The following is a 25078-nucleotide window of genomic DNA, read 5'->3' as shown; positions in this document are numbered from 1 at the left end:
TTCCGACCCTAGAAGCGCACCGCCGGCCGGCTACCCATTCCACCCACTCCGTCAGCGCTCCGTAATCGGTGGTCGAATGTGGGGGTGGACCTTTCCTGGGGGCTGGCGATCGTGGCGGTGTTGCTGCTGTTCGCCGCCTATGGGTGCTGGACCGCGGGCAGGCTCGACAAGCTGCACCACCGGGTGGCGACCGCCCGGGCCCGCCTCGACACGGAACTCGCTCGCCGGTCGGCGTTGGTGGCCGAGCTCGCCGGCAGCGGCGTATTGGATCCTGCGTCGTCGCTGCTGCTCCTGGACGCGGCACATCGCGCCCGGACCGCGACGGACGACAACGAGCGGGAACAGTGTGAGTCCGCGCTGACCCGCGCCATCCACGCGACCGGGACCGATATCGAGCCCTGGGCGGGGGAGCTCTCGCTGGCGATGCGGCGCGTCCAGCTCGCCAGGCGCTTCCACAACGACATCGTGGTGTCGACCCGCGACCTCCGTCGGCGCCGCCTGGTTAGCTGGTTCCAGCTCGCCGGCCATGCGCCGATGCCCGCCACGATCGAACTGGAGGACGGCAGTTGACCGAGACCGGGTTGATGGAGGACGAGCACACGTTCGCTGAGCAGGCGGAGAAGCACCGGCACGAGCTGCGGGTGCATTGCTACCGGATGCTCGGCTCGTACGACGACGCCGAGGACATGGTGCAGGAGACCTTCCTCCGGGCCTGGCGGAAACGGGCCGACTTCGAGGGCCGGTCCAGTTTCCGGGCGTGGTTGTACCGGATCGCCACCAACGCCTGCATCGACGACTCCCGGCGCCCGCGGCGGGTGTTGCCGCACCAGCTCGAGCCGGCGTCGTACCCGGCTGAGGCGCTGCCGGCACGGGACGACCTGCCCTGGCTGCAGCCGTTCCCGGACGTCCTGCTCAACCGGGACGACGAGCCCGATGCGGAGGTGGTCCGGCGCGAGACGATCGAGCTGGCGTTCCTGCTGGCGATCCAGCACCTGCCGGCGCGACAGCGAGCGGTGCTGATCTTCCGGGACGTGCTCGGCTGGTCCGCGAAGGAGACCGCCGAGCTGCTGGACTCCACGGTTGCCTCCGTCAACAGTGCCTTGCAGCGAGCAAGGCCGGTACTGCGGGACCACCTGCCGGAGCGGCGTACGGAATGGGCGCCGTCGAGTGATCCCACGGCCGATGAGCAGGCGTTGCTCGCGAAGTACATGGAGGCCTTCGAGCGGGCGGATCCCACGGCGCTGGCGGCGTTGATGCACGAGGACATCCGGATCACCATGCCGCCGTGGCCGTTCTGGTTCTCCGGCCGGGTGGACTGCCTGCGTTCGCTGGTCGGCAACCTCAGACCCGACGGAGAGTCCTACCGGGGCGAGTTCCAGTACCTCGTGGTGGGGGTCAACCGGCAGCCGGCGCTGGCGTCGTACCTGCGTGAGCCGGGGGAGCGGCTCTACCTACCGTTCGGCGTCGGGGTCTTCCGGATCGAGGACGGGCTGATCGCGGAGCTGACCGCCTTCCACACCACCGACTTCGGCCGCTTCGGACTTCCCGATCACTTGGCGTCGGCGTAGCACTCCACGATCGCGGTGGTGAAAGGGAAGCGGGTCGGGGTCTCGCCGAAGGTGATGCGGCCGGCGAGGTCTCCGGCGGCCTGGATGGCCGTCGCGACCTGGTCGGCCTCCTCGGCGGGGCAGTGCACGATCACCTCGTCGTGCTGGAAGAAGACGAGCTCGGCCTTGAGCGTCGCGATCGACTGCCGGAGCGCGGCCATCATCAGCAGCGCCCAGTCGGCGGCGCTGCCCTGGACGACGAAGTTCCTGGTGAACCGGCCTCTGGCTCTGGCCTGCCGGCCATCCACCTGCGGCTCGTCTGCCGGTGGACCTTCCAGGGTTGCCGCGTCCAGCGGGGATCCGGACGGCGGGCAGGTCCGGCCGAGCCACGTCCGGACCAGCTTGCCTTCCTCACCGGCACGCGCCGCGTCGTCCACGTACCCGACCGCCCGCGGGAACCGCTTCCGCAGCGCCGCCAGATTCTTCAGCCCATCACCGGACGTCTGCCCATAGATAGCACCCAGTACTGCGAGCTTCGCCATCCCGCGATCACCCGAGAACGCCTTGTCCGACACGGCCTTGTAGAGGTCGTCGGCATCGCCGGCAACCGCCATCAACGCGGGATCACGGGAGATCGCGGCAAGCACCCGTGGCTCCAGCTGGGACGCATCGGCGACGACGAGCCGCCAGCCGGGATCGGCGACCACCGCGCGGCGGATCACCTTCGGGATCTGGAGCCCGCCACCACCGTTCGTCACCCAGCGGCCCGACACCGTGCCGCCCGGCACGAACCCGGGCCGGAACCGGCCGTCGTGGACCCAGTCGTGCAGCCAGCTCCAGCCGTTCGCGGTGTAGATCCGGTAGAGCTTCTTGTACTCGATCAACGGCTCGACAGCCGGGTGATCGATGGTCTGCAACTCCCACCGCCGGGTCGACTTCAGCTCGTAGCCGGCCTGCTTGAACGCCTTCAGCACATCCGCCGGCAAATCAGGTCGCACCCGCCGCCCGAAAGCCTCCGACACCCGGTCGGCGAGCTCGGTCAACCGCCGCGGCTCACCACCACCCGCGAACCGCTCGCCGAGCAGTTCCGTCAGCAGCGCACGATGCGTCTCGGCGCTCCACGGCAGCCCGGCGCGATCCATCTCGGCGGCGATCAGCATCCCCGACGACTCCGAGGCCGTGAGCAACCGCATGCGATCCGGGTATTCCGCGTCCTGGTGCCGGCGCAGTTGGTCGGCATACACCTTCAGCAACGCCTCGAACGGCAGGGACTCCACCTCGAAGTCGAACAGCGAGGACTGCTCACCCGGCTCGGCAGCCCGCAGCGGCGGATCGGCCGGCACCGGTGCATTCGTCAAGCGAGCCCAGGCAGCCGCAGCGGAACGTGGCTCGCCGAGCCGCCCCTCATGCCCGAGCAGCAGCACCTCCGCACACTCGACGTCATAACACCGCTCCACCCGTACTCCGGCCGCCAACAGCCGCGGGTAGATCTCCGAGGTCGACCGCCACACCCACCGACTCACGTGCGGACGAGAGCCCACGGCGGCAGCGAGGTCCGGCTCATGCCGAACCTCCCCAACCGGCAAACCGTCAGGCCCCAGGGCGACCACCAGCGCCCCACCACCCCCGACCGGCCCGATCGCCCACCTCTCGTCCATGCCCGCGATCCTGCCACCCGCCACCGACAGTCAGCGTGCTCGCCGCGGGCACGGCGACCACGACGGTGGATGCTCAGCCGACGTCACCGGCCGGGGTTGGGCGGAGTTCACCGGCCGGTGACATCATCAAGAGGGACAGGAACTACAGCGGGTGACAGTGGGTGGGGATGAGGGGGATCGACTCGGGGCCGACGACGGGGAGACCGGTCGCTCAGCGGCTGGTCTCCCGGCTTCGTGCTGTCCGAACGGCGGCCGATCTCACCCGCTCGGTGCGGGCCCGGATCCTCGCCTGGGTCCTGCTGCTCACCGCGCTCGGGATGGCCGGTGCCGCAGGGACGGCGTACGTGCTGGAGCGGCAGCGGGTCGACCTGCGGATCGAACGCGCCCTGCAGCAGGAGGTCTCGGAGTTCACGGAGTTCCGGCGATCGGCGGTCGATCCGGCCGACGGCGGGCAGTTCACCAGCCTGGACCGGTTGTTCGAGGTGGCGCTGCGGCGCAACGTGGCCGACCATCACCAGACCCTCGCTGCCTACCTGCCGGATCAGACCCTTGCTCCGGTCGGCGGCACGCTCGCCCTCCATGGTGACCCCGAGTTCCGGGCGCTGGTCACCGCCAGCCCCGACGGCTCCTCGGGTTCGTACCAGTCGGCAGCCGGTCACATCAGGTACTCGACGATCCCGGTGACGGTGGGCCAGCAGCGGGGGCTGTTCGCGGTCGTCTACTTCACCGAGCCCGAACAGGCCGAGCTGACCGAGGTGTTCCAGGTCTACGCGGCGGTGGCGGTCGGTGCGCTGGCCGTGGTTGCGCTGGCAGGCTGGCTGGCGGCCGGCCGGCTGCTGCGGCCGATCCGGGACGTCCGGCAGACCGCGCAGCAGATCAGCGAGACGGACCTGGCCCGCCGGATCGTTGTCCATGGCAACGATGACGTCTCGTCGCTGGCCCGGACCTTCAACGCGATGCTCGACCGGCTCGAGGAGGCCTTCGCGACCCAGCGGCGGTTCCTCGACGACGCCGGTCACGAGCTGCGCACCCCGATCACGATCGTGCGCGGTCACCTGGAACTGCTGAACACCGCTGAGGCCGAGGAGACCGCCGAGGTGCGGGACCTGCTGCTGGACGAGCTGGACCGGATGAGCCGGTCGGTCGAGGACCTGATCGTGCTGGCGAAGTCGGAACGGCCGGACTTCCTGCGGACCGACCTGGTCGACATCGGCAAGCTGACCGACGTCGTGCTGGACAAGGCCCGCGCACTCGGTGACCGGTCCTGGCGGATCGACCGGCGGGCCGACGCCTGGGCGGTCGCCGACGGGCAACGCCTCACCCAGGCTCTGGTCCAGCTCGCGGAGAACGCCGTGAAGTTCACCCGGCCGTCGGACCAGGTGGTGATCGGCTCGTCGGCCGACGGCCACACGGTCCAGCTGTGGGTCCGCGACACGGGCCCGGGGATCGCGCCGGAGGACGCCGAGCGGATCTTCGACCGGTTCGAGCGCGGTCCGGGGGCTGCCCGGTCGGACGGCTCGGGCCTGGGCCTGGCGATCGTCCGGGCCATCGCCGAGGCGCACGGCGGCAGCGTGATCCTGGAATCGACTCCCGGGGTCGGGGCGATGTTCCTGCTGCGGATACCGCAGGCCGTCGTACCGGTGGTGGCGCGGTCGGTGGCGCAGGCGACCGCCGAGGAGGTGGTGCTGTGAGCCGGGTGCTGATCGCCGAGGACGAGGAACGGATCGCGTCGTTCGTCGCCAAGGGACTGCGGGCCAACGGCTTCACGCCCACGGTGGTCGGCGACGGCCGAACAGCGCTGGAACACGGGCTGACCGGAGAGTTCGACCTGCTGCTGCTCGATCTCGGGCTGCCGGAGCTCGACGGCTTCACCGTGCTCGGGCGGCTGCGGACGGCCGGAAGCACGATGCCGGTGGTGATCCTGACCGCGCGGAGCTCGGTCCAGGACACGGTGGCCGGGCTGGAAGGTGGAGCCGACGATTACCTGAGCAAGCCGTTCCGGTTCGAGGAGTTGCTGGCCAGGATCAGGTTGCGGCTGCGGGACGACCGCGTGGGGGAGCCGGCCACGCTGCGCTGGGGCTCGCTGGCGCTGGATCTGCGGTCGCGGTGTGCGGTGGTCGAGGGCCGGGTGGTGCCGCTGACGGCCCGGGAGTTCGTGCTGGTGGAGACGTTCCTGCGCAACGGCGGTCAGGTGCTGTCGCGGGAGATGCTGCTCAGCCGGGTCTGGGGGTTCGACTTCGACCCGAGCTCGAACGTGGTCGACGTGTACATCCGCTATCTGCGGCGCAAGCTCGGGGCGGAACGCTTCGAGACGGTGCGCGGCGCCGGATACCGGCTGGTCTAGCGCCGCGCACCGCTCCCTCCCGGGGGAGTTGGGAGGGGTCTCGGGGGCCTCAGCTGGTCAGAGGCGGCTGCACTGGTCCTGCTTGTTCCCGCCGACCCTGTTGGACTTGCCGGTCGGTGCGGGGACATTGGACTTGCACTGCAGGTTGCCGTCCACGCGGTTGTGGCTGAAGACCTGCGCGCCGCGGTTGGTGAACGACTGGACGTCGCCCTTGACCGAGGTGGACCAGAGCGACGCGGTCCGGCCCTGCTTCAGCTGGACGCTGCCGCCGACGGTGGACGCGTAGAGGTAGACGTGGGCGTGCCCCTCGGCCTGGACGTTGCCGTTCACCCGGGCGGAGCTGGTGGCCAGCCGGGCGCCTCGCTCGACCTTGAGGGTGCCCTTGACGGTGGTCCTGTTGAGGGTGCAGCTGGCGCCGGCCGGCACCCGCAGGTTGTCCACGGTGATGGCGCCGAGGGTGCCGCGACAGGTGCGTTCCTCGGCCTGGGCGGGCGGCGCGGAGAGCACGCCTGCCGCCAGCACCAGGGTGCCTGTGCCGGCCACGATGATGGAGCGCTTCATGAAGGTCCTCCGGTGTCTGGCCGGTCCTTGACGACCGACTCACAGTTCACTGTCGTGCGCCCGGATGAGACCACTGTGAGGGGTAGATGAGAGTGGCCTCATCGGACCGTCGCGGGTGTCGGAGTAGTCCAGTGGTGGGAGACTGGACTCATGTGGCGGGGGAGTGATCTGGACCCGGTGGACGGGACCAAGACCGAGCAGGTCGAGGCGTTGGTGTTGCGGCGGATCGAGCGGGGTGAGCTTTCGATCGGTTCGCGGCTTCCTTCCGAGCGGGTGCTGGCTGAGCGACTCGGGTTGAGCCGCGTCACCGTAGTACGGGCTCTGGATCAGTTGCGGGCGGACGGGGTGCTCGAGACCAAGCGGGGTTCTGGGACGCATGTCCGACCGCTTGACCGGTTGCTGGACCCCATTGCGCCGGCGTCGACCGTTACTGCAGGGGATCAGCCCGTGCTGGACCTACGGTTCGCGACCACTGCGGCTCCGCACGATGTGGCGGAGGTTGCTGCGCAGATCGTTGCGGACGGACTCCCGCAGGCGATGGGCGGTGACGGCCCGCCGCCCGGCGGATCACTAGAGCTTCGTACTGCGTTGGCGGAGCACCTCACAGCCGACGGCGTTCCGACAGAGCCGGGTCAGCTCACTCTGACTGTGGGTGCCGCAGCTGGTATCAATGCCGCACTCGCCGGGCTCGACCTCGGCCCAGGGGTAGCGATCACCGAGTCCCCGACGTACCCGGCGGCCTTTGACCTGCTCAGGCGGCACCGGCTGGACGTAGTCGGCTGGCCCGCGGGCGTCTGGGACACAGATCAGCTCGCGCACCTCTGCAGACGCCACAAGCCGAAAGTGATCTACCTGCAGGCCGACAACCACAACCCGACCGGCTTGAGCCTTCCCGCGGACCGCCGGACGGCTGTAGTCGAGCTCGCCCGCCGGTACGACGCGGTGTTGATCAGCGACGAGACCATGCGACCACTGTGGCTCTCCACAGCCGAGCAACCGGACCCACTGAGCCGCTACCCGCGAACAGTCAGTGTCGGATCGCTGAGCAAGACCGTGTGGGGCGGGCTGCGGGTGGGCTGGGTCCGGACCGGACGGCAGTTGCGGCGGCGGATCAACACCTCGGCGCAGCTGAGCATCACGTCCCCGAGTGCGCTTGACGACTTGCTGGCCCAGGCGATCCTGGGCCGCCTCGACCGGGTCATCTCGCGCCGGAAGACCCGGCTGCGGGCCAACCTCGCGGCACTGGAGTCCGGGCTGAAGACGCTCGATGGAGTCGCCTGGCCGACGCCGACCGGTGGTATGACGCTGTGGCTGGAGCTGACCGACGTCCGGGCCCGCCGCGTGCTGGAAATCGCGCGCGGTCAGGGACTGTTGCTGGGCGCCGGAGACCTCTTCACACCGGATGGCACGGACCGCCGGCACATCCGGATCCCTTTCACCGCACCCCCGGCCACTCTGCGACTGGTGGTAGCCCGCCTCGGCACCGCCTTGAACCAATCACGCTAGCGTCGGTCCAGTTGATTCGAGGTGGACTGACGGTCCGTCGGTTGTGCGGCCTACTCTTGAGGCGTGCCAAGCCGCGACCAGGAGGATGTAGTGACCGAGATCCAGAACAGCCCGCAGACCGGTACCGCGAAGGTCAAGCGTGGCATGGCGGAGATGCTCAAGGGCGGCGTGATCATGGACGTCGTCACCGCCGAGCAGGCCAAGATCGCCGAGGACGCCGGTGCCGTCGCGGTGATGGCGCTGGAGCGGGTCCCGGCCGACATCCGCGCCCAGGGCGGCGTCTCCCGGATGAGCGACCCGGACATGATCGACTCGATCATCAGCTCCGTCTCGATCCCGGTGATGGCCAAGGCCCGGATCGGGCACTTCGTCGAGGCGCAGGTGCTGCAGAGCCTCGGCGTCGACTACATCGACGAGTCCGAGGTGCTCACCCCGGCCGACTACGCGAACCACATCGACAAGTGGAACTTCACCGTTCCCTTCGTCTGTGGCGCGACCAACCTGGGCGAGGCGCTGCGCCGGATCACCGAGGGTGCGGCGATGATCCGCTCCAAGGGCGAGGCCGGTACCGGTGACGTCTCCAACGCGACCACCCACATGCGCCAGATCCGCCAGCAGCTCCGCCACCTGCAGAATCTGCCGGAGGACGAGTTGTACGTCGCGGCGAAGGAGCTGCAGGCGCCGTACGAGCTGGTGAAGGAGGTCGCACAGGCCGGCAAGCTTCCGGTCGTGCTGTTCACCGCCGGCGGCATCGCCACCCCGGCCGACGCCGCGATGATGATGCAGCTCGGTGCCGAGGGTGTGTTCGTCGGCTCCGGCATCTTCAAGTCGGGCAACCCGGCCCAGCGCGCCGAGGCGATCGTCAAGGCGACCACCTTCTACGACGACCCCGACGTACTGGCGAAGGTGTCCCGCGGTCTTGGCGAGGCCATGGTCGGCATCAACGTCGACGAGATCCCGCAGCCGCACCGCCTCGCCGAGCGCGGATGGTGACGGGACTGGACGAGCGGACGGGCCGGGAGCTGCGCGGCCTTGCCCGCGTCCTGGTGCGGTCCGGGTACGCCGATCGCGCCGCCATAACGGCAGCGTTGACCGAGGCCGTGCAGGAGGATGCCCCGTCGACAGACCCGGCCGCGTTGGTGCCGGAGCTGATCGACGAGGCCCTGGTCTCGTTAACCGAGGAGGCGACCGCCTGGCCGGACCAGACCGACACGGACCGACTCGACGCAGTACTGGCCGAGCTGGAGTCGCTGGGGCTCGTAGTGGTGCGCTACTGCGCCGACCACCACGAGGCACGTGAGGTGCTGCAGGCAGCGACCGATGCCAAGGGCCTGGTGTTCTTCACCGACACCGACGTCTGGCACGCCATCGACTTCGAGATGCTCGAGCTGAAGGTCTGGCACCCCGACACGGCGAACGTGGCACCGGGCGAGCCGTTGCTGGAGGACGTCCTGGCCCTCCTGCGAGAGCGCGACCTCCCGGCGGTCTTCGACGAGGGCCGGATCGAGGTCACGGTCGTCTGGCAGCGCCGCCCGTTCCTGGACGCAGAGGAGTAGTGAGTTGAGCAAGCCCGTGATCGGCGTGTTCGCGCTGCAGGGCAACGTGCGCGAGCACCTCGCCATGCTCACCCAGGTGGGCGTCGAGGCCCGGCCGGTACGGCGTCCCGCCGAACTGGCGGCCGTCGACGGACTGGTGCTGCCCGGTGGCGAGTCGACCACGATGGACAAGCTGGCCCGGTCGTTCGAGCTGTTCGAGCCGCTGCAGAAGCGGATCGCGGACGGGATGCCGACGTTCGGCACCTGCGCCGGGATGATCATGCTGGCGAACGAGATCACCGGCGGGATCGAGGGCCAGGAGACGCTCGGCGGACTGGACGTGACGGTCCGGCGGAATGCGTTCGGGCGGCAGGTGGACTCGTTCGAGGCGGACCTGACCTTCGCCGCGTTCGACACGCCGTACCACGCCGTGTTCATCCGGGCACCGTGGGTGGAACGGGTCGGTCGCGAGGTCGAGGTGCTCTCGACCGTGAGCTCCGGCCCCGCCAAAGGTAGGATCGTCGCCGTTCGCCACGATCGGCTGCTGGCCACGTCGTTCCATCCGGAGATGACCGGGGACGCCAGGCTGCACGGCTACTTCGCCGATCTCGTGCGTGGCGGCTAAGTCAGCAAGCAGGCGGTAGAAGGGTTGGGTTCGCGATGTCAGGCCACTCCAAATGGGCCACCACCAAGCACAAGAAGGCCGTGATCGACAGCAGGCGCGCCAAGCTCTTCGCGAAGCTGATCAAGAACATCGAGGTGGCCGCCCGCACCGGCGGCGGTGACCTGGCCGGCAACCCGACCCTGTACGACGCGGTCCAGAAGGCGAAGAAGTCGTCGGTCCCGAACGACAACATCGACCGCGCGGTCAAGCGTGGCTCCGGCGCCGAGGCGGGTGGCGCGGACTGGCAGTCGATCACCTACGAGGGCTACGGCCCGAACGGTGTCGCGATGCTGATCGAGTGCCTGACCGACAACCGCAACCGCGCCGCGGCCGACGTCCGTACGGCGATGACGCGCAACGGTGGCTCCCTGGCGGACCCGAACAGCGTGGCCTACATGTTCAACCGCAAGGGCGTAATCGTGCTGGCCAAGGAGCAGGACGGCCGGACGTTCACCGAGGACGACGTGATGGAGGCCGTGCTCGAGGCCGGCGCCGACGAGGTGAACGACCTCGGCGACTCCTTCGAGGTGATCAGCGAGGCCAGTGACCTGGTCAAGGTCCGGACCGCGCTGCAGGACGCCGGGATCGACTACGAGTCGGCCGACGCGTCGTTCGTACCGTCGATCACGGTCGAGCTGGACGCCGAGGGCGCCGGCAAGATCTTCCGCCTGATCGACGCCCTCGAGGACAGCGACGACGTGCAGAACGTCTACGCCAACTTCGACGTCTCCGACGAAGTGATGGCCGAGGTCGGCTGACCCCGCGCGCATTTGAAGAGGCGACAAGGGTGGTTACTTGCGGGTAATCTGGCGGGCGTGGCGACTCAGGTGCTGGCGATGTGGGAGAAGTTCCGGGGGATGCCGGGTGGTTCGCGGGTGTTCTCGCTCGCGTTCACGTGGCGGGCGCCGTACTTCCGGTCGATCCGGCCCCGGTTCGTCCAGGTGAGCCCGAACTACGCGTCGCTGGTCCTGCCGAAGCGCCGGGCCGTGCAGAACCACATCGGCACAGTGCATGCCATTGCCGTGTGCAACGGTCTGGAGGCGGCCATGGGCGCCCTGGCCGAGGCGACCGTCCCCAGCGGGAAGAGGTGGCTCCCGAAGGGAATGGAGGTCGCCTACCTCGCCAAGTCCACGTCCGACCTGACGTGCTCGGCCGAGACCGATCCCGCCGCGTGGACCGCAGGTCCCGACGTACCGGTCCGGGTGAAGGCGACCCGCGACGACGGCACCGTGGTCGTCGAGGGCACGATCAACCTCTGGGTGACCGACAAGAAGTAGGCCCCGGGATACCTGTTCGCAGGGTCGGACAGCTTCGTCGTAGGGTCTTGGACGTGACTGATGCCTTGCGATTCGTCGACATCACCGAGGACCAGCTGGAAGCGGTGATCCGGATCCGGTCCCGCTCGTTCGGTCCGCTGGCCGCCAGTGCCCGCGAGGAGTGGATCAAGGACGCGATCGAGTTCATCCAGGACGGCCGGTATGTCGGGGTCATGGCTGGTGACGAGCTGGCTGCCGCGGCCCGGATCTGGGACTTCAAGCAGTGGTGGGGTGGCAACCAGGTCCCGATGGCGGGGATCGCGGGGGTGGTCGTCTCACCGGAGTACAGGGGGCGTGGGGTCGGCAGCAAGCTGATGCGCGGCGTCCTGCAACGCTCTGTGGACAAGGGGTTCCCGCTCAGTGCGCTGTATCCGGCGACCACGGTGATCTACCGGCATCTCGGGTACGAGTTCGGGGGCGGCCGGTACCGTTTCTCCTTCCCCGCGGCCGATCTGCGGACGCTGGGCGGCAAGGACGTGAGCATCCGGCGGGCCGGGCCCGAGGACGCGGAGCGCATCCTGGCGCTGGTCGCCCAGGCTCACACGGCTGGGCGTACCAGCGGGATGCTCGCCTGGCCGGTCGCCAAGGTCGCCGAGTGGCTGGAGGACGACGAGAACTTCGCCTACCTCGCCGAGGACGGCTTCGTGGTCTACCTGTGGGACGACTCGGATCTGCGCGTCGACGAGCTCGTTGCCTTGTCGGAGAACACCGCGAGAGCCCTGTGGGCCACTGTCGGCTCCGGCTCGTCCATCGCTCGGAACGTGAAGGCCTTCATCTCTCCGAGCGACCCGGTGCACTACCTGGTCGAGCATGAGGCCGACAAGCACACCCAGATCCAGCGGTGGATGCTCCGCCTGCTCGATGCACCTGCGGCGATCGCTGCTCGCGGCTTCGCTCCCGGTGCCTCACTGGAAGTCGACCTGGAACTCGAAGACTCCGAGCTCGCCTCCAACACCGGCCGCTGGCACCTGTCCGTCGCGGACGGCTCCGGCACGCTCACGCCATCCACTGCCACCGGCGACGCACTCAGACTCGGGGCCCGCGGCCTAGCAGCCCTGTACGCCGGTACGCCGCTCGCTGCGCTTCGCGGTGCCGGTCTGGCGTCGGGTGGCTCCACCGGCTCCGACGGCCCGGTGGACACCGCCTTCGCCGGCGCCTCGCCGTACATGCTCGACTTCTTCTGAGCGGGCGACTCACGTCCGCCGGCACCTCGGCGCGTCGATTTCATCCGGGTGGAGGCGGACGTTTAGTGTTGTCGAACAAACGTTCGGAGGTGATCCATGCGAGTGCTCGGCGTCGACCCCGGTTTGACCCGGTGTGGTCTCGGCATCGTCGAGGGCACGCCCGGGCGCCCGCCGAAGCTGGTCGCGGTCGGGGTGATCCGGACGCCGGCCGACCTGGATGTCGCGCGGCGGCTGGTCCAGATCGAGGCCGCCATCGACGAGTGGATCACCGAGCACCGGCCCGACGCGGTCGCGGTGGAGCGGGTGTTCGCCCAGCAGAACGTGCGGACGGTGATGGGCACAGCCCAGGCATCCGGCGTGGCGATGGTGGTCGCCGCCCGGCGGGGGCTGCCGGTGGCGCTGCACACCCCGAGTGAGGTGAAGGCGGCGGTAACCGGTTCCGGCCGGGCCGGCAAGGAACAAGTGACGACGATGGTGACGCGGATCCTGAAGCTGGACGAGCGTCCGACCCCGGCCGACGCCGCCGACGCGCTGGCGCTGGCGATCTGTCACGTCTGGCGCGGCGGCGTGACGAACCGGCTGCAGGAAGCGGCAGGCAGCCGCGCCAATCTCGAGGCGCTGGCCCAGGCCCAGTCGCGCCTGCAGGTCGCGAGACTGCGAGCCGCGGTCGCGGCGCAAGGAGGTAAGAAGTGACAGCGATGGTGTGTGACGTCGCCGGGATGCAGTTGGGGACCGAAGGGGGCAGGCGATGATCGCGTTCGTGCGGGGGCCGGTGGCGGCAATCGGGCTGGACAGCTGCGTGATCGAGGTCGGGGGAGTGGGGCTGCAGCTCTACTGTCACCCGGGCACGCTGGCGAGCCTGCGTCCCGGGCAGGAGTTCAAGCTCGCCACCTCGATGGTGGTGCGCGAGGACTCGTTGACCCTCTTCGGCTTCCTGGACGCCGACGAGAAGGAGCTCTTCGAGCTGCTGCAGACCGCGTCGGGCGTCGGCCCGAAGCTGGCCCAGGCGGCGCTCGCGGTACTGAGTCCTGATCAGCTTCGGCAGGCGGTCGCCGCCGAGGACCTGGCCATGCTGGTGAAGATCCCCGGTGTCGGCAAGAAGGTCGCGCAACGGCTGGTGCTGGAGCTCAAGGACAAGATCGGTCTCCCGTCGAAGACGGTCACCGGGCGACCGCTGCAGGCGTCCGAGGCCTGGCGCGAGCAGGTGCACGCCGGCCTGGTCGGGCTCGGCTGGTCGGCTCGCGATGCCGACGACGCCGTGATCGCCGTGTCCCCGCTGGCGGCCGGCAGTGGAGAGCCGTCGGTGCCGGACCTGCTCAGGGCGGCGCTGCGCGCGCTGTCCAAGGCGTAGCGGATGGACGACAACGTCAGGCCATTGGTCTCCGCGGACGCGGTGGATCTCGAGGAACGCAAGATCGAATCCGCCCTGCGGCCGCGCACGCTGGCCGAGTTCGGCGGGCAGCGCCGGGTCAGCGAGCAGCTCGAATTGGTGCTGCACGCCGCGCGGGGGCGGAACCGGGCTCCCGACCACGTGCTGTTGTCCGGGCCGCCTGGGCTGGGCAAGACCACCCTGGCCATGATCATCGCCAGCGAGTTGTCCGCGCCGCTGCGGATCACCAGTGGTCCGGCCATCCAGCACGCGGGTGACCTGGCCGCGATCCTCTCGGGGCTGAACGAGGGCGAGGTGCTGTTCCTCGACGAGATCCACCGGATGTCCCGGCCCGCCGAGGAACTGCTCTACATGGCGATGGAGGACTTCCGGGTCGACGTGATCGTCGGCAAGGGACCGGGCGCGACCGCGATCCCGCTGGAGATCCCGCCGTTCACGCTGGTCGGGGCGACCACCCGGGCCGGGCTGCTGCCGGGTCCGTTGCGGGACAGGTTCGGATTCACCGGGCACCTGGAGTTCTACGACTCGGCCGAGCTGGAGAAGATCGTCAACCGGTCCGCGGCCCTGCTGGAGGTCGACATCACCCCGGAGGCGGCGGCCGAGATCGCCTCCCGGTCCCGGGGCACACCCCGGATCGCGAACCGGCTGCTCCGCCGGGTCCGCGACTACGCAGAGGTACGAGCGGACGGCATCGTGACACTCGCGCTGTCCAAGGCCGCGCTGGAGCTGTACGAGGTGGACAAGATGGGACTGGACCGGCTGGACCGGTCCGTGCTGGACGCGCTGTGCCGCCGGTTCGGTGGCGGACCGGTGGGTCTTTCCACTTTGGCGGTTGCGGTGGGAGAAGAACGTGAGACCGTGGAGGAAGTGGCCGAGCCGTTCCTGGTTCGGTCGGGCTATCTGGCCCGGACACCGCGAGGCCGGGTGGCGACACCGGCGGCCTGGCGGCACCTGGGCCTGACGGTGCCGAAAGGCGCGACCTTCGCGGACACGCTGTTCGACACCGACGACGAATAAGGGAACGAGTAACTCAAATGTGACCCGGTGTCATGAGGTACTTGTTGCCGCCCAGGGTTAGACTCCCCGGTGGCCTGACCCCAGGCCATCCCGCTGCGGCCTGCGTGCTCGAGCAGAGCGCGCCGGGCGCCCGTTTTTCTCCCTCGACGAAGGATTCTGAGTCCCGATGTTTCTGATCGCCGCACCGATGGCCTCCTCCGGGGGCTCGGGCATCACGCTCCTGCTCCCGCTGATCCTGATCGTCGGGATGATCTGGTTCATGAGCCGCACCCAGCGCAAGCAGCGCGCCAAGCAGGCAGCCACGGTCGCCGCTCTGGCGCCGGGCACCAAGGTGATCACCACCAGCGGCATGGTCGGCATCGTCGAGGAGGTCGACGACGAGTACGTCACCGTCGAGGTCTCCGACGGCGTGCTGGTGCAGTTCGTCAAGAACGCCGTCGGCCGGGTGATCCCGGAGGACGTGGCTGACGAGGACGCAACCGCTGACGAGGACGTCGCCGAGGCGGCGGACGAGCCGGCCGACGACAAGCCCGAGGCGCGGGACACGGTCGACGTACCGGAGACCGGTGACAGCAAGGTGCAGGACAAGGCCAAGCTGCCTCCGACGCACACCGAGAACTGATCTTCCGTCCTATCGGCGTGCGGTGTGCGAGCGTCCTGAAGACGTCGCGGCGCGCCCAGAAGCGCAAAGGTTGAATCTGACGTGGCAACGACGACGACATCCCGCCCCGGGCGGCTCCTGATCGTCCTGGGGGTGATCCTGCTCCTGCTGTTCGGGCTCGTGGCACTCACCCAGAGCTGGGTGCCCAAGCTCGGTCTGGACCTCAAGGGCGGCACCACCATCACCCTGACGGCCAAGTCGCTGTCCGGTGGCGGAACGGTGACGGCCGACCAGCTCGACGAGGCGAAGAACATCATCTCGCAGCGGGTGAACGGGGCGGGTGTCGGCGAGGCCGACATCACCACCTCCGGCGGCAACCACATCAATGTGGCGGTGCCGGGTGCCAGCCAGGACAGCCTGATCAAGCAGGTCGGCCAGACCGCCTTGCTGTACTTCCGGATCGTGTACGACGCCCAGGCCGGCACCCCGGCGCCGGCCACCACGCCGTCACCGACGCCGTCGACCACACCGAAGCCTTCCACCACGCCGAAACCGTCCACCTCCACGACGCCGAAGGCCTCGACGACGATCCAGCCGTCGAGCACGCCGAACGGCCGGGCCTGGAGCAGCGTGCTCGCGGCCGCCACCCCGACGCCGACCCCGACTCCGACGGCCAAGCCGAGTACTCCGGCCACGCCGCCCGCGTCGACGCCGCCGGCGAACCCGGCCGACCCGCTCAACTACACCCCGGACGCAGCCACCCAGGCGGCCTTCGCGGCGTACACGTGTGACAAGCCGGCGCCGACAGACGACCCGGCCAAGCCACTGATTTCCTGCGACCGGGAGAAGGCCACGAAGTACCTGCTCGGCCCGGCGATCCTGAAGGGCACCGACCTGTCGGACGCCAGCGCCGGCATCCCGCAGGGCGGCTTCCAGTGGCAGGTCAACCTGAAGTTCACCGGTGAGGGCGGCGACAAGTTCCTCAAGGCCACCACCGCGATCGCGCAGCGGCCGCAAGGCCAGAACCTGTTCGCGATCGTGCTGGACGGCGAGACCATCTCGACCCCGAGCGTGAGCGGTCCGATCCCGGGTGGTCAGGCGCAGATCACCGGCACCTTCACCGAGACCGAGGCCAGGGACCTGGCGAACGTGCTGAAGTACGGTGCGCTGCCGGTCTCCTTCGACATCTCCTCGGTGGAGACGATCTCCCCGCAGCTCGGTGGCGACCAGCTGTCCGCGGGCATCATGGCCGGCCTCATCGGCCTGGGCCTGGTGGTCATCTTCTCGTTCCTGTACTACCGCGGCCTGGGGTTCGTGGTGGTGCTGTCACTGATCGCGGCGGCCGCCCTCACCTACACGTCGGTGGTGCTGCTCGGTGAGGCGATCGGCTTCACCCTGACGCTGTCCGGTATCGCCGGTCTGATCGTGGCGATCGGTATCACCGCGGACTCGTTCGTCATCTACTTCGAACGATTGCGGGACGAGGTCCGGGAGGGCCGCAGTCTGCGGTCGTCGGTGGAGACCGGCTGGGCCCGGGCCAAGCACACCATCATCGCGGCCGACTCGATCTCGCTGCTCGCCGCGATCGTGCTCTACATCCTCGCGATCGGCAGTGTGAAGGGCTTCGCGTTCACGCTCGGCCTGACCACGCTGATCGACCTGCTGGTGGTGTTCGTCTTCACCAAGCCGATCATGACGCTGCTGGCCCGGACCGACTTCTTCGGTCACGGCCACAAGCTGTCCGGCCTCGACCCCGAGCACCTCGGTGTCGAACGGCTGCCGGGCCAGGGGAAACCGTCCGGTCAGCCGGCCAAGCCGTCGACGCGTAAGCCCGTGGGAGGGGAGGTCTGATGTCGAAGCTCGGAAGCATCGGTGCGAAGCTGCACCGCGGTGAGGTCTCCTACGACTTCATCGGCAAGCGGAAGCTGTGGTTCGCCGTCTCCCTGGTGCTGGTGGCGATCTCGCTGGTCGGGCTGTTCGCCCGCGGCCTGGCGCTGGGCATCGAGTTCAAGGGCGGCGTCGAGTACCAGGCGAACGTCAGGGTCACCAGCAGCACGGTGGACGACTTCACCAACGTGGTGAAGGCGACCAACGCCAAGGATCTGGGCGACCCGATCGTCACCACCGTCGGCTCCGACCAGGTTCGGATCCAGACCCGGCCGCTCGATCAGGACGACATCGCCAAGGTCCGGGCCGCGATCGCCCAGCAGGCCGGCGTCGCCGCGAACCAGGTCAGCAACTCGCAGATCGGCGCCTCCTGGGGTAGTCAGATCGCGAGACAGGCGATCATCGCCCTGATCGTGTTCGTGTTCCTGGTGTTCCTGGTGATCTGGGGCTACTTCCGAGAACCCAAGGCCTCGGCGGCCGCGATCATCGCGCTGGTGCACGACGTCCTGATCACCGTCGGCGTCTACGCGCTGATCGGCTTCGACGTCACCCCCGCCACCGTGATCGGCGTCCTGACCATCCTCGGGTACTCGCTGTACGACACGGTTGTGGTGTTCGACAAGGTCCGCGAGAACACCCGGGGTATCACCGGGTCGAACCGCTACACCTACAGCGATGCGGCGAACCTCGCCGTCAACCAGACCGTCGTACGGTCGATCAACACCACCCTGATCGCGCTGATGCCGGTCGGATCGATCCTGGTCGTCGGCACCGTGGTGCTGGGCACGGGTCCGCTGAAGGACCTGTCGCTCGCGCTGTTCGTCGGTATCGCGGTCGGTGCGTACTCGTCGGTCTTCATCGCCCCGGCGCTGCTGGCCGTCTTCAAGGAGCGCGAGCCGGGCATGGTCGCACTGCGCAAGCGGGTCATGTCCAAGCGCGCCCAGAGCGCCGCAGCAGCCGGTACGCCGGTTCCTGCGGCCGCCGCGGCCGGAGCCGGTGGTGGTGGCACCACCGTCGTCACCGAGGCCCGCAAGCAGGACCGGCCCAAGGCTGGTACTCCGGTGCCGTCGGCCCGGCCGAGGTCGTCGGGTGCTGCCGGGAGACCGCAGCCCACCCGCAAGCCGCGGTCCAAGCGCGGTAAGTGATGCGGTCGCTCGAAGAGGTCCTGAAGACCGGCATTCGCGACATCCCGGACTACCCGCAGCCGGGGGTGGTGTTCAAGGACATCACCCCGCTGCTGGCGGACCACGGCGGCTTCGCCCAGGTGATCGAGGCGCTGGCCGCCGCGGGCACGGACGACGACGGCGCCGTCGTGGTGGACAAGGTGGTCGGGATCGAGGCCCGCGGCTTCATCCTGGCCGCCCCGGTGGCGCTCGCGCTGGGGGCCGGATTCGTCCCGGTGCGGAAGAAGGGGAAGCTGCCGGCCGCGACGTACGAGGAGTCGTACGCGCTGGAGTACGGCGAGGCGACGATCGAGGTTCACCAGGACGCGTTCAACCCGGGGGACCGGGTGCTGGTGATCGACGACGTGCTGGCGACCGGTGGCACCGTCGAGGCCTGCCTGCGGCTCGTACGCCGCTGCGGCGCCGAGGTGGTCGGTACGGCGGTCTTGCTCGAACTGTCGTTCCTCTCGGGCCGCGACCGCCTCGCGGGCGAGCACGTGACCTCGCTCGTCACAGTCTGAGACACCCGTTCTTCAGCGGTGGCGAGCGGGCTACGTGAGCCTTTGATTACTGTCTGAAGTCGGTTTGGGGACTGCTCCGGCGTGTTGTCCACAGGCCGTGTCTGCCTCGTTGGCCGCTTCCCCCTAGACTGGTGGTCTGTCGGCGGAGGGATACAACGTGGGCGAAGACCCGGCGATGACTTCAGCGGTGCCGGACGTGGTACCGCATGAGCCTCCGCGCGCGCCCGCAGCTGTGCGCCCGGCGGTCAGTTCCTCGCCGCCCACTGCCGTGCCACCCGCTGCCCAGCAACAGCCGCCGCGGATCGCGCCGGCCCGGGTCCGGGCCCGGCTCGCCCGCCTCGGCGGCACCCGCCACCCGAACAGGGCGCCGATGCTCGAGCCGCTCTTCCGGGTGGTCCGAGCGACCCACCCCAAGGCCGACCTGGCGATCATCGAGCGCGCCTACCGGACGGCCGAGAAGTACCACACCGGTCAGCTCCGCAAGAGCGGCGACGCGTACATCACGCACCCGCTGGCGGTCGCCACCATCCTGGCCGAGCTCGGGATGACTGCGCCGACGCTGTGTGCGGCCCTGCTGCACGACACCGTCGAGGACACCGACTACACGATCGCCGAGCTGACCAAGGAGTTCGGCGAAGAGATCGCCATGCTGGTCGACGGCGTGACCAAGCTGGACAAGGTCAAGTACGGCGAGTCCGCGCAGGCCGAGACGATCCGCAAGATGGTCGTCGCGATGGCCAAGGACATCCGGGTGCTGGTGATCAAGCTCGCCGACCGGCTGCACAACATGCGCACGCTGGGCTTCCTGCGGCAGGAGAAGCAGGAGCGGATCGCCCGGGAAACACTGGAGATCTACGCCCCGCTGGCCCACCGGCTCGGTATGAACACGATCAAGTGGGAACTCGAGGACCTGTCCTTCTCGACCCTGCACCCGAAGGTGTACGACGAGATCGTCCGGCTGGTCGCCGAGCGCGCGCCGTCCCGCGACGAGTACCTGGCCACCGTGATCGACCAGGTGCACGAGGACCTGCGCGCCTCGAAGGTGAAGGCCACCGTGACCGGGCGGCCGAAGCACTACTACTCGATCTACCAGAAGATGATCGTCCGCGGTCGCGAGTTCGGCGACATCTACGACCTGGTCGGCATCCGCGTGCTGGTCGAGTCGGTCCGGGACTGTTATGCGGCGCTCGGCGTGCTGCACGCGCGGTGGAACCCGGTGCCCGGCCGGTTCAAAGACTACATCGCGATGCCGAAGTTCAACATGTACCAGTCGCTGCACACCACCGTGATCGGCCCGCAGGGCAAGCCGGTGGAGCTGCAGATCCGGTCGTTCTCGATGCACCGCCGCGCGGAGTACGGCATCGCGGCGCACTGGAAGTACAAGGAAGATCCGAACTCACCGGCTCCCGAGGTGGGCGCGGCGCCGACCACCGACGTCAGCAGCCCGAACGACATGCCCTGGGTGCGGCAGTTGGTCGACTGGCAGCGGGAGACCTCCGACCCGTCGGAGTTCCTCGACTCGCTGCGGTTCGAGATCAACAACTCCGAGGTCTACGTCTTCACCCCGCGCGGCGACGTGATGTCGCTGCCGACCGGATCGTCGCCGGTCGACTTCGCCTACGCGATCCACACCGAGGTCGGGCACCGCTGTATCGGCGCCCGGGTGAACGGCCGGCTCGTGCCGCTGGAGAGCACGCTCGAGAACGGCGACGTGGTCGAGGTCTTCACCTCGAAGGCGCAGGGCGCCGGACCGTCGCGCGACTGGCTCACCTTCGTCAAGAGCCCGCGAGCGCGGAACAAGATCAAGCACTGGTTCAGCAAGGAACGCCGCGACGAGGCGATCGAGCACGGCAAGGACGCGATCGCCAAGCAGTTGCGCAAGGAGGGTCTGCCGCTCCAGCGACTCCTGTCGCACGAGACCCTGACAGCCGTCGCGAACTCACTGCGCTACCCGGACGTGACGGGCCTGTACGCCGCTGTCGGTGAGAGCCACGTCAGCGCGCAGGCCGTAGTGCGGCGGCTGATCGAGACGTACGGCGGGGAAGAGGGCGCGGCCGAGGACCTGGCCGAGGGACTGCGGCTGCCGGCTACTCGCGAGCGGCGGAAGCGTACTGCGCGCGGCGATGCCGGTGTCATCGTCAAGGGCACCACGGACATCCTGTCCAAGCTCGCCCGCTGCTGTACGCCGGTGCCGGGTGACGAGATCATCGGCTGGATCACCCGTGGTGCGGGCGTCTCAGTGCACCGCGCCGACTGCGCCAACGTCGAGAACCTGCAGACCCAGCCGGAGCGCATCGTCGAGGTCGAGTGGGCCCCGACCGCGCAGTCGGTCTTCCTGGTGGCGATCCAGGTGGAAGCCCTGGACCGGGCCCGGCTCCTGTCGGACATCACGCGCGTCCTCTCGGACTACCACGTGAACATCCTGTCGGCGGCCCTGACGACGACCCGGGACCGGATCGCCAAGTCCCGCTTCACGTTCGAGATGGGCGATCCCACCCACCTGGGCCACGTCCTCAAGGCAGTGCGCTCAGTGGAAGGCGTCTTCGACGTCTACCGAGTCACCCAGTAACCACCTCCGCGGCGAGCTGTTTGGTGGTCCGTGCTTTGGTGGTCTGATGATGAGCGGACCGTTGCCGGGGGACGAGGCATGACCGGCTCGAACCTGAGCCGACCGGGCCTGTCGGGCCTGAGCCGACCTGGCCTCGGCCGGTCTGTGCCGGGCCTGAGCCGGCGCGGTTTGCTGCTGCTCGGCGTTGGTGCGCTCGCCGGGTGCAGCGATTCCAGCGGCACCACCGGCAGCGCCGGAACCCCTGCCCCGACGAGCCCTGGGGGATCGAGCACGGGTGGCACGACGACTCCTCCGTCGGCGCCCGGCAGTCCGAGCCCGTCGAGTACGCCTTCTACTCCGGCGTTGCCGACGGTCAAGCCGTGGACTCCGGGGCCGGGCGAGGTGAAGCCGGAGGTGAAGGTCGCGGCTGTGCGGGCGACCGAGGACCTGCTCAGTCGGGACCACGGGCGTTCGGCGGTGGCGATCACCGATGCGCAGTACGGCGGGATTCTGTCGGACTCGGCGAGCGTGCTCGTGGTGTGTCGCCAGTACTACCTGGTCGACGGCAAGGTGGTCACGGGTGGGACGACCGTTGATGTGCGGTTGAGCCGGTCAGGTCAGACATGGCGGGTCACAGCGTTGAACCGCGCTAAGCCCGGCGCGGCCGCGAAGCAGTTGACCGCCGCGGCGAACCGGGTGCTTTCCAACGACCGGATCACGTTGCCGGCGGCCTCGATCGCGGACGTCCGCTCCGGCCAGGTCCACGACACGGTGCTGAACGCGATGCTGAGCCTGGCGGAGAACTACCGGATCGGCGTGAGCGTGATCCGGTCGGGCCACCCGATCAACGTCTTCGGTACCGACCGTCCCAGCGACCACCCACGCGGCCGGGCCTTCGACACCTGGCAGATCAACGGGCTCCCCGTCGTCGCCCCCACCACCTCCCGCAGCCTCGTCACCGGCTACATGCGCGCAGCCGCCTCCGCCGGTTCCTACAACGTAGGCGGCCCCGTCCAGCTAAACGGCTCCACCTACTTCAGCGACACCACCCACCACGACCACGTCCACGCCGGCTTCACCACCTAGCCCCACCCTCACACGTTCATTCGCCCCCTTTTCACCCTCTGTGGGATCGCCGACGGGCACCTGGCCCGCCGACGTGGAGGGTGAAAAGGGGGCGAATGAACGCAACGGATGGGCGCGCGGCCCGCACATGCCACCTACCACCGCCGCGGCAGCTTCGGCTGAATTCCCAGCAGCTCTCCAACTGCCAACTCCAAGGCGGGGTACCGTCCCCAGATATCCAGTCGCCTCACCGGCAGGATGTGCCAGCCGACCTCGGCCAACTCGTTCCGCCGATTCTCGTCGCGTATGTCGTCACCTGGTGCCGAATGCCACAGATCGCTGTCGTACTCCAGGCCAAGCCGTCGCCCGTCCTCCATCGGCTCCGGATATCCCAGGTCGATCCTGAAGTCGCGATGCCGTCCCTTGACGGGGATCTGTGCGGCCGGCCTGCCGAATCCCGCATCCAGAAGTCGCAACCGCAGCCACGACTCACCAGGCGACTCGGTCAGCGCCTCCGCGTACCGGATCACTTCCCGCGCCTGCACGATTCCGGGATGGTGTGGGTATTTCGTCGTCGCTGCCCGTAGCGCGGAGAGGTCGACGAATCCTGTGTGCAACATTAAGTCGATCGCTGACAACGCAAACGGGCGATCCAGGTGCCGGGCCAGGTGAATCGCCGTGGCCACCGGGCTGGTGACCCGCAGGCTCTCGATCTCCACGGTGTCGCCGGGCAGCAGGGTCTGGCTGTGTCCCGTGGAAAGTGTGAGGCGCGAAGCCCTGCGCTTCGGTGGTTGTACGCAGTCGATGGGCGGGAATCTGTCGTTGTCCCGCAGTGCCAGGCCGTCTATGCCGTAGATCCAGGCTGCCGTCTCCCGACAGATGACCGCGTCTTTCGGCGCGATCAGAGCCACCGCTGCGGCGCGCAGTTCGATCGTGTCGGGCGCGAGGGCGTCGACGTACACGCTCTTGACCAATCTGCGGAGCTTTCCGTCCCTCACCAGGGCGGCTAGTTTCCGGTCGGTCCACCCGTGGTCGTTCGCGAACCGACGGGTGAACGGCCGACCATCGCAGTACAGCGGGAAAGTCTCCGTGAGCATCACAGCAGGATCGACGAACGCGCCGGATCACTGCCGAAAGTTATCCACAGAAGGTCAAAAGGGGGCGAATGATCGCAGGGGGTGGGGGTTAGCTGAAGTCGGTTAGGGCGTTCTGGGCTTGGGTTAGCCATTCTCGGCGGGCTTCGATGGCTTCCCGGGCTTCTGTTGCCTTGCGGGCGTTGCCTTGCGCCTCGTGTTTGGCGGCCTGCTTCTCCAGGTCGGCGATGAGCGACTGGAGTTGCTTGACCGTGGCTTCGGCGCGGGCGCGGGCCTCGGGGTTGCTGCGGTTCCAGACCTCGTCCTCGGCGGACTTGACCGCCTGCTCGACCGCGCGCAGCCGGCTGTCGATCGCGCGCATCGAGTCACGCGGGACCTTGCCGATCGCGTCCCAGCGGTCCAGCAGGTCGCGGAGTTGTTCGCGGCCGGCCTTGGCATCGTTTACCGGCAGAATCGCCTCGATCTCGACCAGCAGCGTTTCCTTCGCCTGCAGGTTCGCCTGCTGCTCGACGTTTTCCTCGGCCTGGATCGCGTCGCGGGCGCCGAAGAAGGCGTCCTGCGCGCTGCGGAACCGGGCCCACAGCTTGTCGTCCACCTCGCGCGGGGCCGGGCCGGCCGCCTTCCACTGCCGCATCAGATCGCGGAAGCGTCCGGACGTCGGACCCCAGTCGGTCGATGACGAAAGGCCCTCGGCCTCGGCCGCGAGCCGCTCCTTCACCACTGCGGCCTCGTCACGCTTGGAGGAGAGCTCGGCGAAGTGCTGCTTGCGGTGCCGGGTGTAAGTGGTGCGGGCGGACGAGAACCGGTGCCAGAGTTCGTCGTCGCTGGACTTGTCGAGCCGGGGCAGGGCCTTCCACTCGTCGAGCAGTTCGCGCAGCCGGGTGACGCCGTGCCGCCAGTCGGTGCCGGCGGCGATCGTCTCGGCCTCGGTGGCGATCTTGGTCTTGGCGTCGCGGGCCTCTTCGACCTTGGCCGCGCGCTCGGCCTTGCGCTTCTCGCGCTGCTGGGCGACCAGGGGAGCCAGGGCGTCCAGCCGGGCCCGCAGGCCGTCGAGATCGCCGACTGCCTGAGCCTCGTCGATCGCGCTGGTGACCTTCTTCACCGCGGCCCGGGCGTCGTCGGGGGAGACGGTGCCGGCCTGCACCCGCTTCTCCAGCAGATCCACCTCGAACGCGAGCGCGTCGTACCGGCGGGTGTAGAAGGCGAGGGCCTCCTCCGGGTTCGCGTCCGGCCACTGGCCGACCGCTCGTTCGCCGTCCTTGGTCCGGACGAACACCGTTCCGTCGTCTGCTACCCGGCCCCAGCTTTCCTCGGCCACAACTCGCCCCTTCCGGCGGTATGCACTGCGCTCATGCCCATTCTGGTCAGTCCCTGGTTCATCCGAGCAAAACAGGGCATACCTGGGCGCGTCGAGACCTCTCCCGACGTGTATCACTGAACAATCACAAACTCCCTGGCTGTATGCAACGGGGTTGCC

The 25078-nt window shown here is 68.8% G+C and carries 25 protein-coding genes; 21 read left to right on the top strand and 4 right to left on the bottom strand.

Features of this window, described 5'->3' with window-relative positions; all coding sequences use genetic code 11:
- The first annotated feature begins 84 nt into the window (after window positions 1-84).
- Window positions 85-570, top strand: coding sequence for a hypothetical protein (locus VFG33_RS12090; RefSeq protein ID WP_325025597.1), 486 nt, complete (start codon window positions 85-87; stop codon window positions 568-570).
- Window positions 567-1568: a sigma-70 family RNA polymerase sigma factor gene (locus VFG33_RS12085; protein ID WP_325025595.1), complete on the top strand. Its 1002-nt coding sequence runs from the start codon at window positions 567-569 to the stop codon at window positions 1566-1568. The genes VFG33_RS12090 and VFG33_RS12085 overlap by 4 nt, the downstream gene beginning before the upstream one ends.
- Here VFG33_RS12085 and VFG33_RS12080 read toward each other — a convergent pair.
- Window positions 1550-3205 (bottom strand): bifunctional 3'-5' exonuclease/DNA polymerase, encoded by a 1656-nt coding sequence (locus tag VFG33_RS12080; protein WP_325025593.1) that lies wholly within the window; start codon window positions 3203-3205, stop codon window positions 1550-1552. The genes VFG33_RS12085 and VFG33_RS12080 overlap by 19 nt on opposite strands.
- Between VFG33_RS12080 and VFG33_RS12075 the strand changes: the two genes are divergently transcribed.
- Genes VFG33_RS12075 through VFG33_RS12065 form a run of 3 tightly spaced genes read left to right on the top strand, consistent with a single transcriptional unit; the run spans window position 3204 to window position 5549 of the window.
- Window positions 3204-3326, top strand: a complete 123-nt coding sequence (locus tag VFG33_RS12075) for a hypothetical protein (protein WP_325025590.1) — start codon at window positions 3204-3206, stop codon at window positions 3324-3326. The genes VFG33_RS12080 and VFG33_RS12075 overlap by 2 nt on opposite strands.
- A 46-nt stretch (window positions 3327-3372) precedes the next feature.
- On the top strand, window positions 3373-4896 hold the full coding sequence (locus tag VFG33_RS12070; protein ID WP_325025588.1) for a sensor histidine kinase: 1524 nt from the start codon (window positions 3373-3375) through the stop codon (window positions 4894-4896).
- The gene (locus tag VFG33_RS12065) at window positions 4893-5549 is read left to right on the top strand and encodes a response regulator transcription factor (RefSeq protein WP_325025586.1); all 657 of its coding nucleotides are present in this window, start codon (window positions 4893-4895) and stop codon (window positions 5547-5549) included. The genes VFG33_RS12070 and VFG33_RS12065 overlap by 4 nt, the downstream gene beginning before the upstream one ends.
- A 57-nt stretch (window positions 5550-5606) precedes the next feature.
- Here VFG33_RS12065 and VFG33_RS12060 read toward each other — a convergent pair whose 3' ends face one another.
- Complete coding sequence (locus VFG33_RS12060) at window positions 5607-6110, bottom strand: hypothetical protein (RefSeq protein ID WP_325025584.1); 504 nt, start codon at window positions 6108-6110, stop codon at window positions 5607-5609.
- Window positions 6111-6260: 150 nt separating this feature from the next.
- On the opposite strand from VFG33_RS12060, the gene VFG33_RS12055 reads away from it, so the two are divergent.
- The 16 genes from VFG33_RS12055 (at window position 6261) to VFG33_RS11980 (ending at window position 22528) form a co-directional block, all read left to right on the top strand.
- Complete coding sequence (locus tag VFG33_RS12055) at window positions 6261-7616, top strand: aminotransferase-like domain-containing protein (RefSeq protein ID WP_325025582.1); 1356 nt, start codon at window positions 6261-6263, stop codon at window positions 7614-7616.
- Between the two features lie 90 nt (window positions 7617-7706).
- Window positions 7707-8609 (top strand): pyridoxal 5'-phosphate synthase lyase subunit PdxS, encoded by a 903-nt coding sequence (pdxS, locus tag VFG33_RS12050; RefSeq protein ID WP_325025580.1) that lies wholly within the window; start codon window positions 7707-7709, stop codon window positions 8607-8609.
- Complete coding sequence (locus VFG33_RS12045; protein WP_325025578.1) at window positions 8603-9172, top strand: DUF6891 domain-containing protein; 570 nt, start codon at window positions 8603-8605, stop codon at window positions 9170-9172. Before pdxS ends, VFG33_RS12045 begins: the two co-directional genes overlap by 7 nt.
- 4 nt (window positions 9173-9176) lie before the next feature.
- Entirely contained in the window at window positions 9177-9776 is a 600-nt protein-coding gene (pdxT, locus tag VFG33_RS12040) for a pyridoxal 5'-phosphate synthase glutaminase subunit PdxT (protein WP_325025576.1), read from the top strand.
- Between the two features lie 35 nt (window positions 9777-9811).
- Complete coding sequence (locus VFG33_RS12035; protein WP_325025574.1) at window positions 9812-10573, top strand: YebC/PmpR family DNA-binding transcriptional regulator; 762 nt, start codon at window positions 9812-9814, stop codon at window positions 10571-10573.
- Between the two features lie 57 nt (window positions 10574-10630).
- Window positions 10631-11092, top strand: a complete 462-nt coding sequence (locus VFG33_RS12030; RefSeq protein WP_325025572.1) for a hotdog fold domain-containing protein — start codon at window positions 10631-10633, stop codon at window positions 11090-11092.
- A gap of 53 nt (window positions 11093-11145) precedes the next feature.
- Window positions 11146-12315 (top strand): GNAT family N-acetyltransferase, encoded by a 1170-nt coding sequence (locus tag VFG33_RS12025; RefSeq protein ID WP_325025569.1) that lies wholly within the window; start codon window positions 11146-11148, stop codon window positions 12313-12315.
- Window positions 12316-12411: 96 nt separating this feature from the next.
- Complete coding sequence (ruvC, locus tag VFG33_RS12020; protein ID WP_325025567.1) at window positions 12412-13008, top strand: crossover junction endodeoxyribonuclease RuvC; 597 nt, start codon at window positions 12412-12414, stop codon at window positions 13006-13008.
- A 55-nt stretch (window positions 13009-13063) separates the two neighbouring features.
- The gene (gene ruvA, locus VFG33_RS12015) at window positions 13064-13666 is read left to right on the top strand and encodes a Holliday junction branch migration protein RuvA (RefSeq protein ID WP_325025565.1); all 603 of its coding nucleotides are present in this window, start codon (window positions 13064-13066) and stop codon (window positions 13664-13666) included.
- A 3-nt stretch (window positions 13667-13669) separates the two neighbouring features.
- Window positions 13670-14722 (top strand): Holliday junction branch migration DNA helicase RuvB, encoded by a 1053-nt coding sequence (gene ruvB / locus VFG33_RS12010; protein ID WP_325025563.1) that lies wholly within the window; start codon window positions 13670-13672, stop codon window positions 14720-14722.
- 166 nt (window positions 14723-14888) lie between these two features.
- Window positions 14889-15344: a preprotein translocase subunit YajC gene (yajC, locus tag VFG33_RS12005; protein ID WP_325025560.1), complete on the top strand. Its 456-nt coding sequence runs from the start codon at window positions 14889-14891 to the stop codon at window positions 15342-15344.
- A gap of 81 nt (window positions 15345-15425) precedes the next feature.
- Window positions 15426-17174 (top strand): protein translocase subunit SecD, encoded by a 1749-nt coding sequence (secD, locus tag VFG33_RS12000; protein ID WP_325025558.1) that lies wholly within the window; start codon window positions 15426-15428, stop codon window positions 17172-17174.
- Window positions 17174-18355 (top strand): protein translocase subunit SecF, encoded by a 1182-nt coding sequence (secF, locus tag VFG33_RS11995; protein WP_325025557.1) that lies wholly within the window; start codon window positions 17174-17176, stop codon window positions 18353-18355. The genes secD and secF overlap by 1 nt, the downstream gene beginning before the upstream one ends.
- Window positions 18355-18894, top strand: coding sequence for an adenine phosphoribosyltransferase (locus tag VFG33_RS11990; RefSeq protein WP_325025555.1), 540 nt, complete (start codon window positions 18355-18357; stop codon window positions 18892-18894). Before secF ends, VFG33_RS11990 begins: the two co-directional genes overlap by 1 nt.
- A 175-nt stretch (window positions 18895-19069) precedes the next feature.
- On the top strand, window positions 19070-21463 hold the full coding sequence (locus VFG33_RS11985; protein WP_414672947.1) for a RelA/SpoT family protein: 2394 nt from the start codon (window positions 19070-19072) through the stop codon (window positions 21461-21463).
- 78 nt (window positions 21464-21541) lie between these two features.
- Window positions 21542-22528, top strand: a complete 987-nt coding sequence (locus tag VFG33_RS11980) for a hypothetical protein (RefSeq protein WP_325025553.1) — start codon at window positions 21542-21544, stop codon at window positions 22526-22528.
- Window positions 22529-22662: 134 nt separating this feature from the next.
- Here VFG33_RS11980 and VFG33_RS11975 read toward each other — a convergent pair whose 3' ends face one another.
- Window positions 22663-23604, bottom strand: a complete 942-nt coding sequence (locus tag VFG33_RS11975) for a type IV toxin-antitoxin system AbiEi family antitoxin (protein ID WP_325025551.1) — start codon at window positions 23602-23604, stop codon at window positions 22663-22665.
- An 88-nt stretch (window positions 23605-23692) separates the two neighbouring features.
- On the bottom strand, window positions 23693-24919 hold the full coding sequence (locus VFG33_RS11970; protein WP_325025549.1) for a DUF349 domain-containing protein: 1227 nt from the start codon (window positions 24917-24919) through the stop codon (window positions 23693-23695).
- Window positions 24920-25078 lie beyond the last annotated feature (159 nt).

The organism is Kribbella sp., from assembly GCF_035687465.1.
Taxonomy (GTDB): Bacteria; Actinomycetota; Actinomycetes; order Propionibacteriales; family Kribbellaceae; genus Kribbella.
The sequence above is the reverse complement of the archived record's forward strand: the minus strand, read 5'-3'. Positions and strand labels throughout refer to the sequence as shown.

Excerpts from the sequence above, each read along its gene's own strand:
- ruvC (WP_325025567.1), top strand. The coding sequence starts at position 12,412 with ATGCGAGTGCTCGGCGTCGACCCCGGTTTGACCCGGTGTGGTCTCGGC.
- VFG33_RS11975 (WP_325025551.1), bottom strand. The coding sequence starts at position 23,604 with ATGCTCACGGAGACTTTCCCGCTGTACTGCGATGGTCGGCCGTTCACC.
- secF (WP_325025557.1), top strand. The coding sequence starts at position 17,174 with ATGTCGAAGCTCGGAAGCATCGGTGCGAAGCTGCACCGCGGTGAGGTC.
- VFG33_RS11980 (WP_325025553.1), top strand. The coding sequence starts at position 21,542 with ATGACCGGCTCGAACCTGAGCCGACCGGGCCTGTCGGGCCTGAGCCGA.
- VFG33_RS12060 (WP_325025584.1), bottom strand. The coding sequence starts at position 6,110 with ATGAAGCGCTCCATCATCGTGGCCGGCACAGGCACCCTGGTGCTGGCG.
- VFG33_RS12075 (WP_325025590.1), top strand. The coding sequence starts at position 3,204 with ATGCCCGCGATCCTGCCACCCGCCACCGACAGTCAGCGTGCTCGCCGC.
- VFG33_RS12035 (WP_325025574.1), top strand. The coding sequence starts at position 9,812 with ATGTCAGGCCACTCCAAATGGGCCACCACCAAGCACAAGAAGGCCGTG.
- VFG33_RS11990 (WP_325025555.1), top strand. The coding sequence starts at position 18,355 with ATGCGGTCGCTCGAAGAGGTCCTGAAGACCGGCATTCGCGACATCCCG.
- VFG33_RS12080 (WP_325025593.1), bottom strand. The coding sequence starts at position 3,205 with ATGGACGAGAGGTGGGCGATCGGGCCGGTCGGGGGTGGTGGGGCGCTG.
- ruvB (WP_325025563.1), top strand. The coding sequence starts at position 13,670 with ATGGACGACAACGTCAGGCCATTGGTCTCCGCGGACGCGGTGGATCTC.
- VFG33_RS11985 (WP_414672947.1), top strand. The coding sequence starts at position 19,070 with ATGACTTCAGCGGTGCCGGACGTGGTACCGCATGAGCCTCCGCGCGCG.
- VFG33_RS12055 (WP_325025582.1), top strand. The coding sequence starts at position 6,261 with ATGTGGCGGGGGAGTGATCTGGACCCGGTGGACGGGACCAAGACCGAG.
- VFG33_RS12070 (WP_325025588.1), top strand. The coding sequence starts at position 3,373 with ATGAGGGGGATCGACTCGGGGCCGACGACGGGGAGACCGGTCGCTCAG.
- ruvA (WP_325025565.1), top strand. The coding sequence starts at position 13,064 with ATGATCGCGTTCGTGCGGGGGCCGGTGGCGGCAATCGGGCTGGACAGC.
- VFG33_RS12045 (WP_325025578.1), top strand. The coding sequence starts at position 8,603 with ATGGTGACGGGACTGGACGAGCGGACGGGCCGGGAGCTGCGCGGCCTT.
- yajC (WP_325025560.1), top strand. The coding sequence starts at position 14,889 with ATGTTTCTGATCGCCGCACCGATGGCCTCCTCCGGGGGCTCGGGCATC.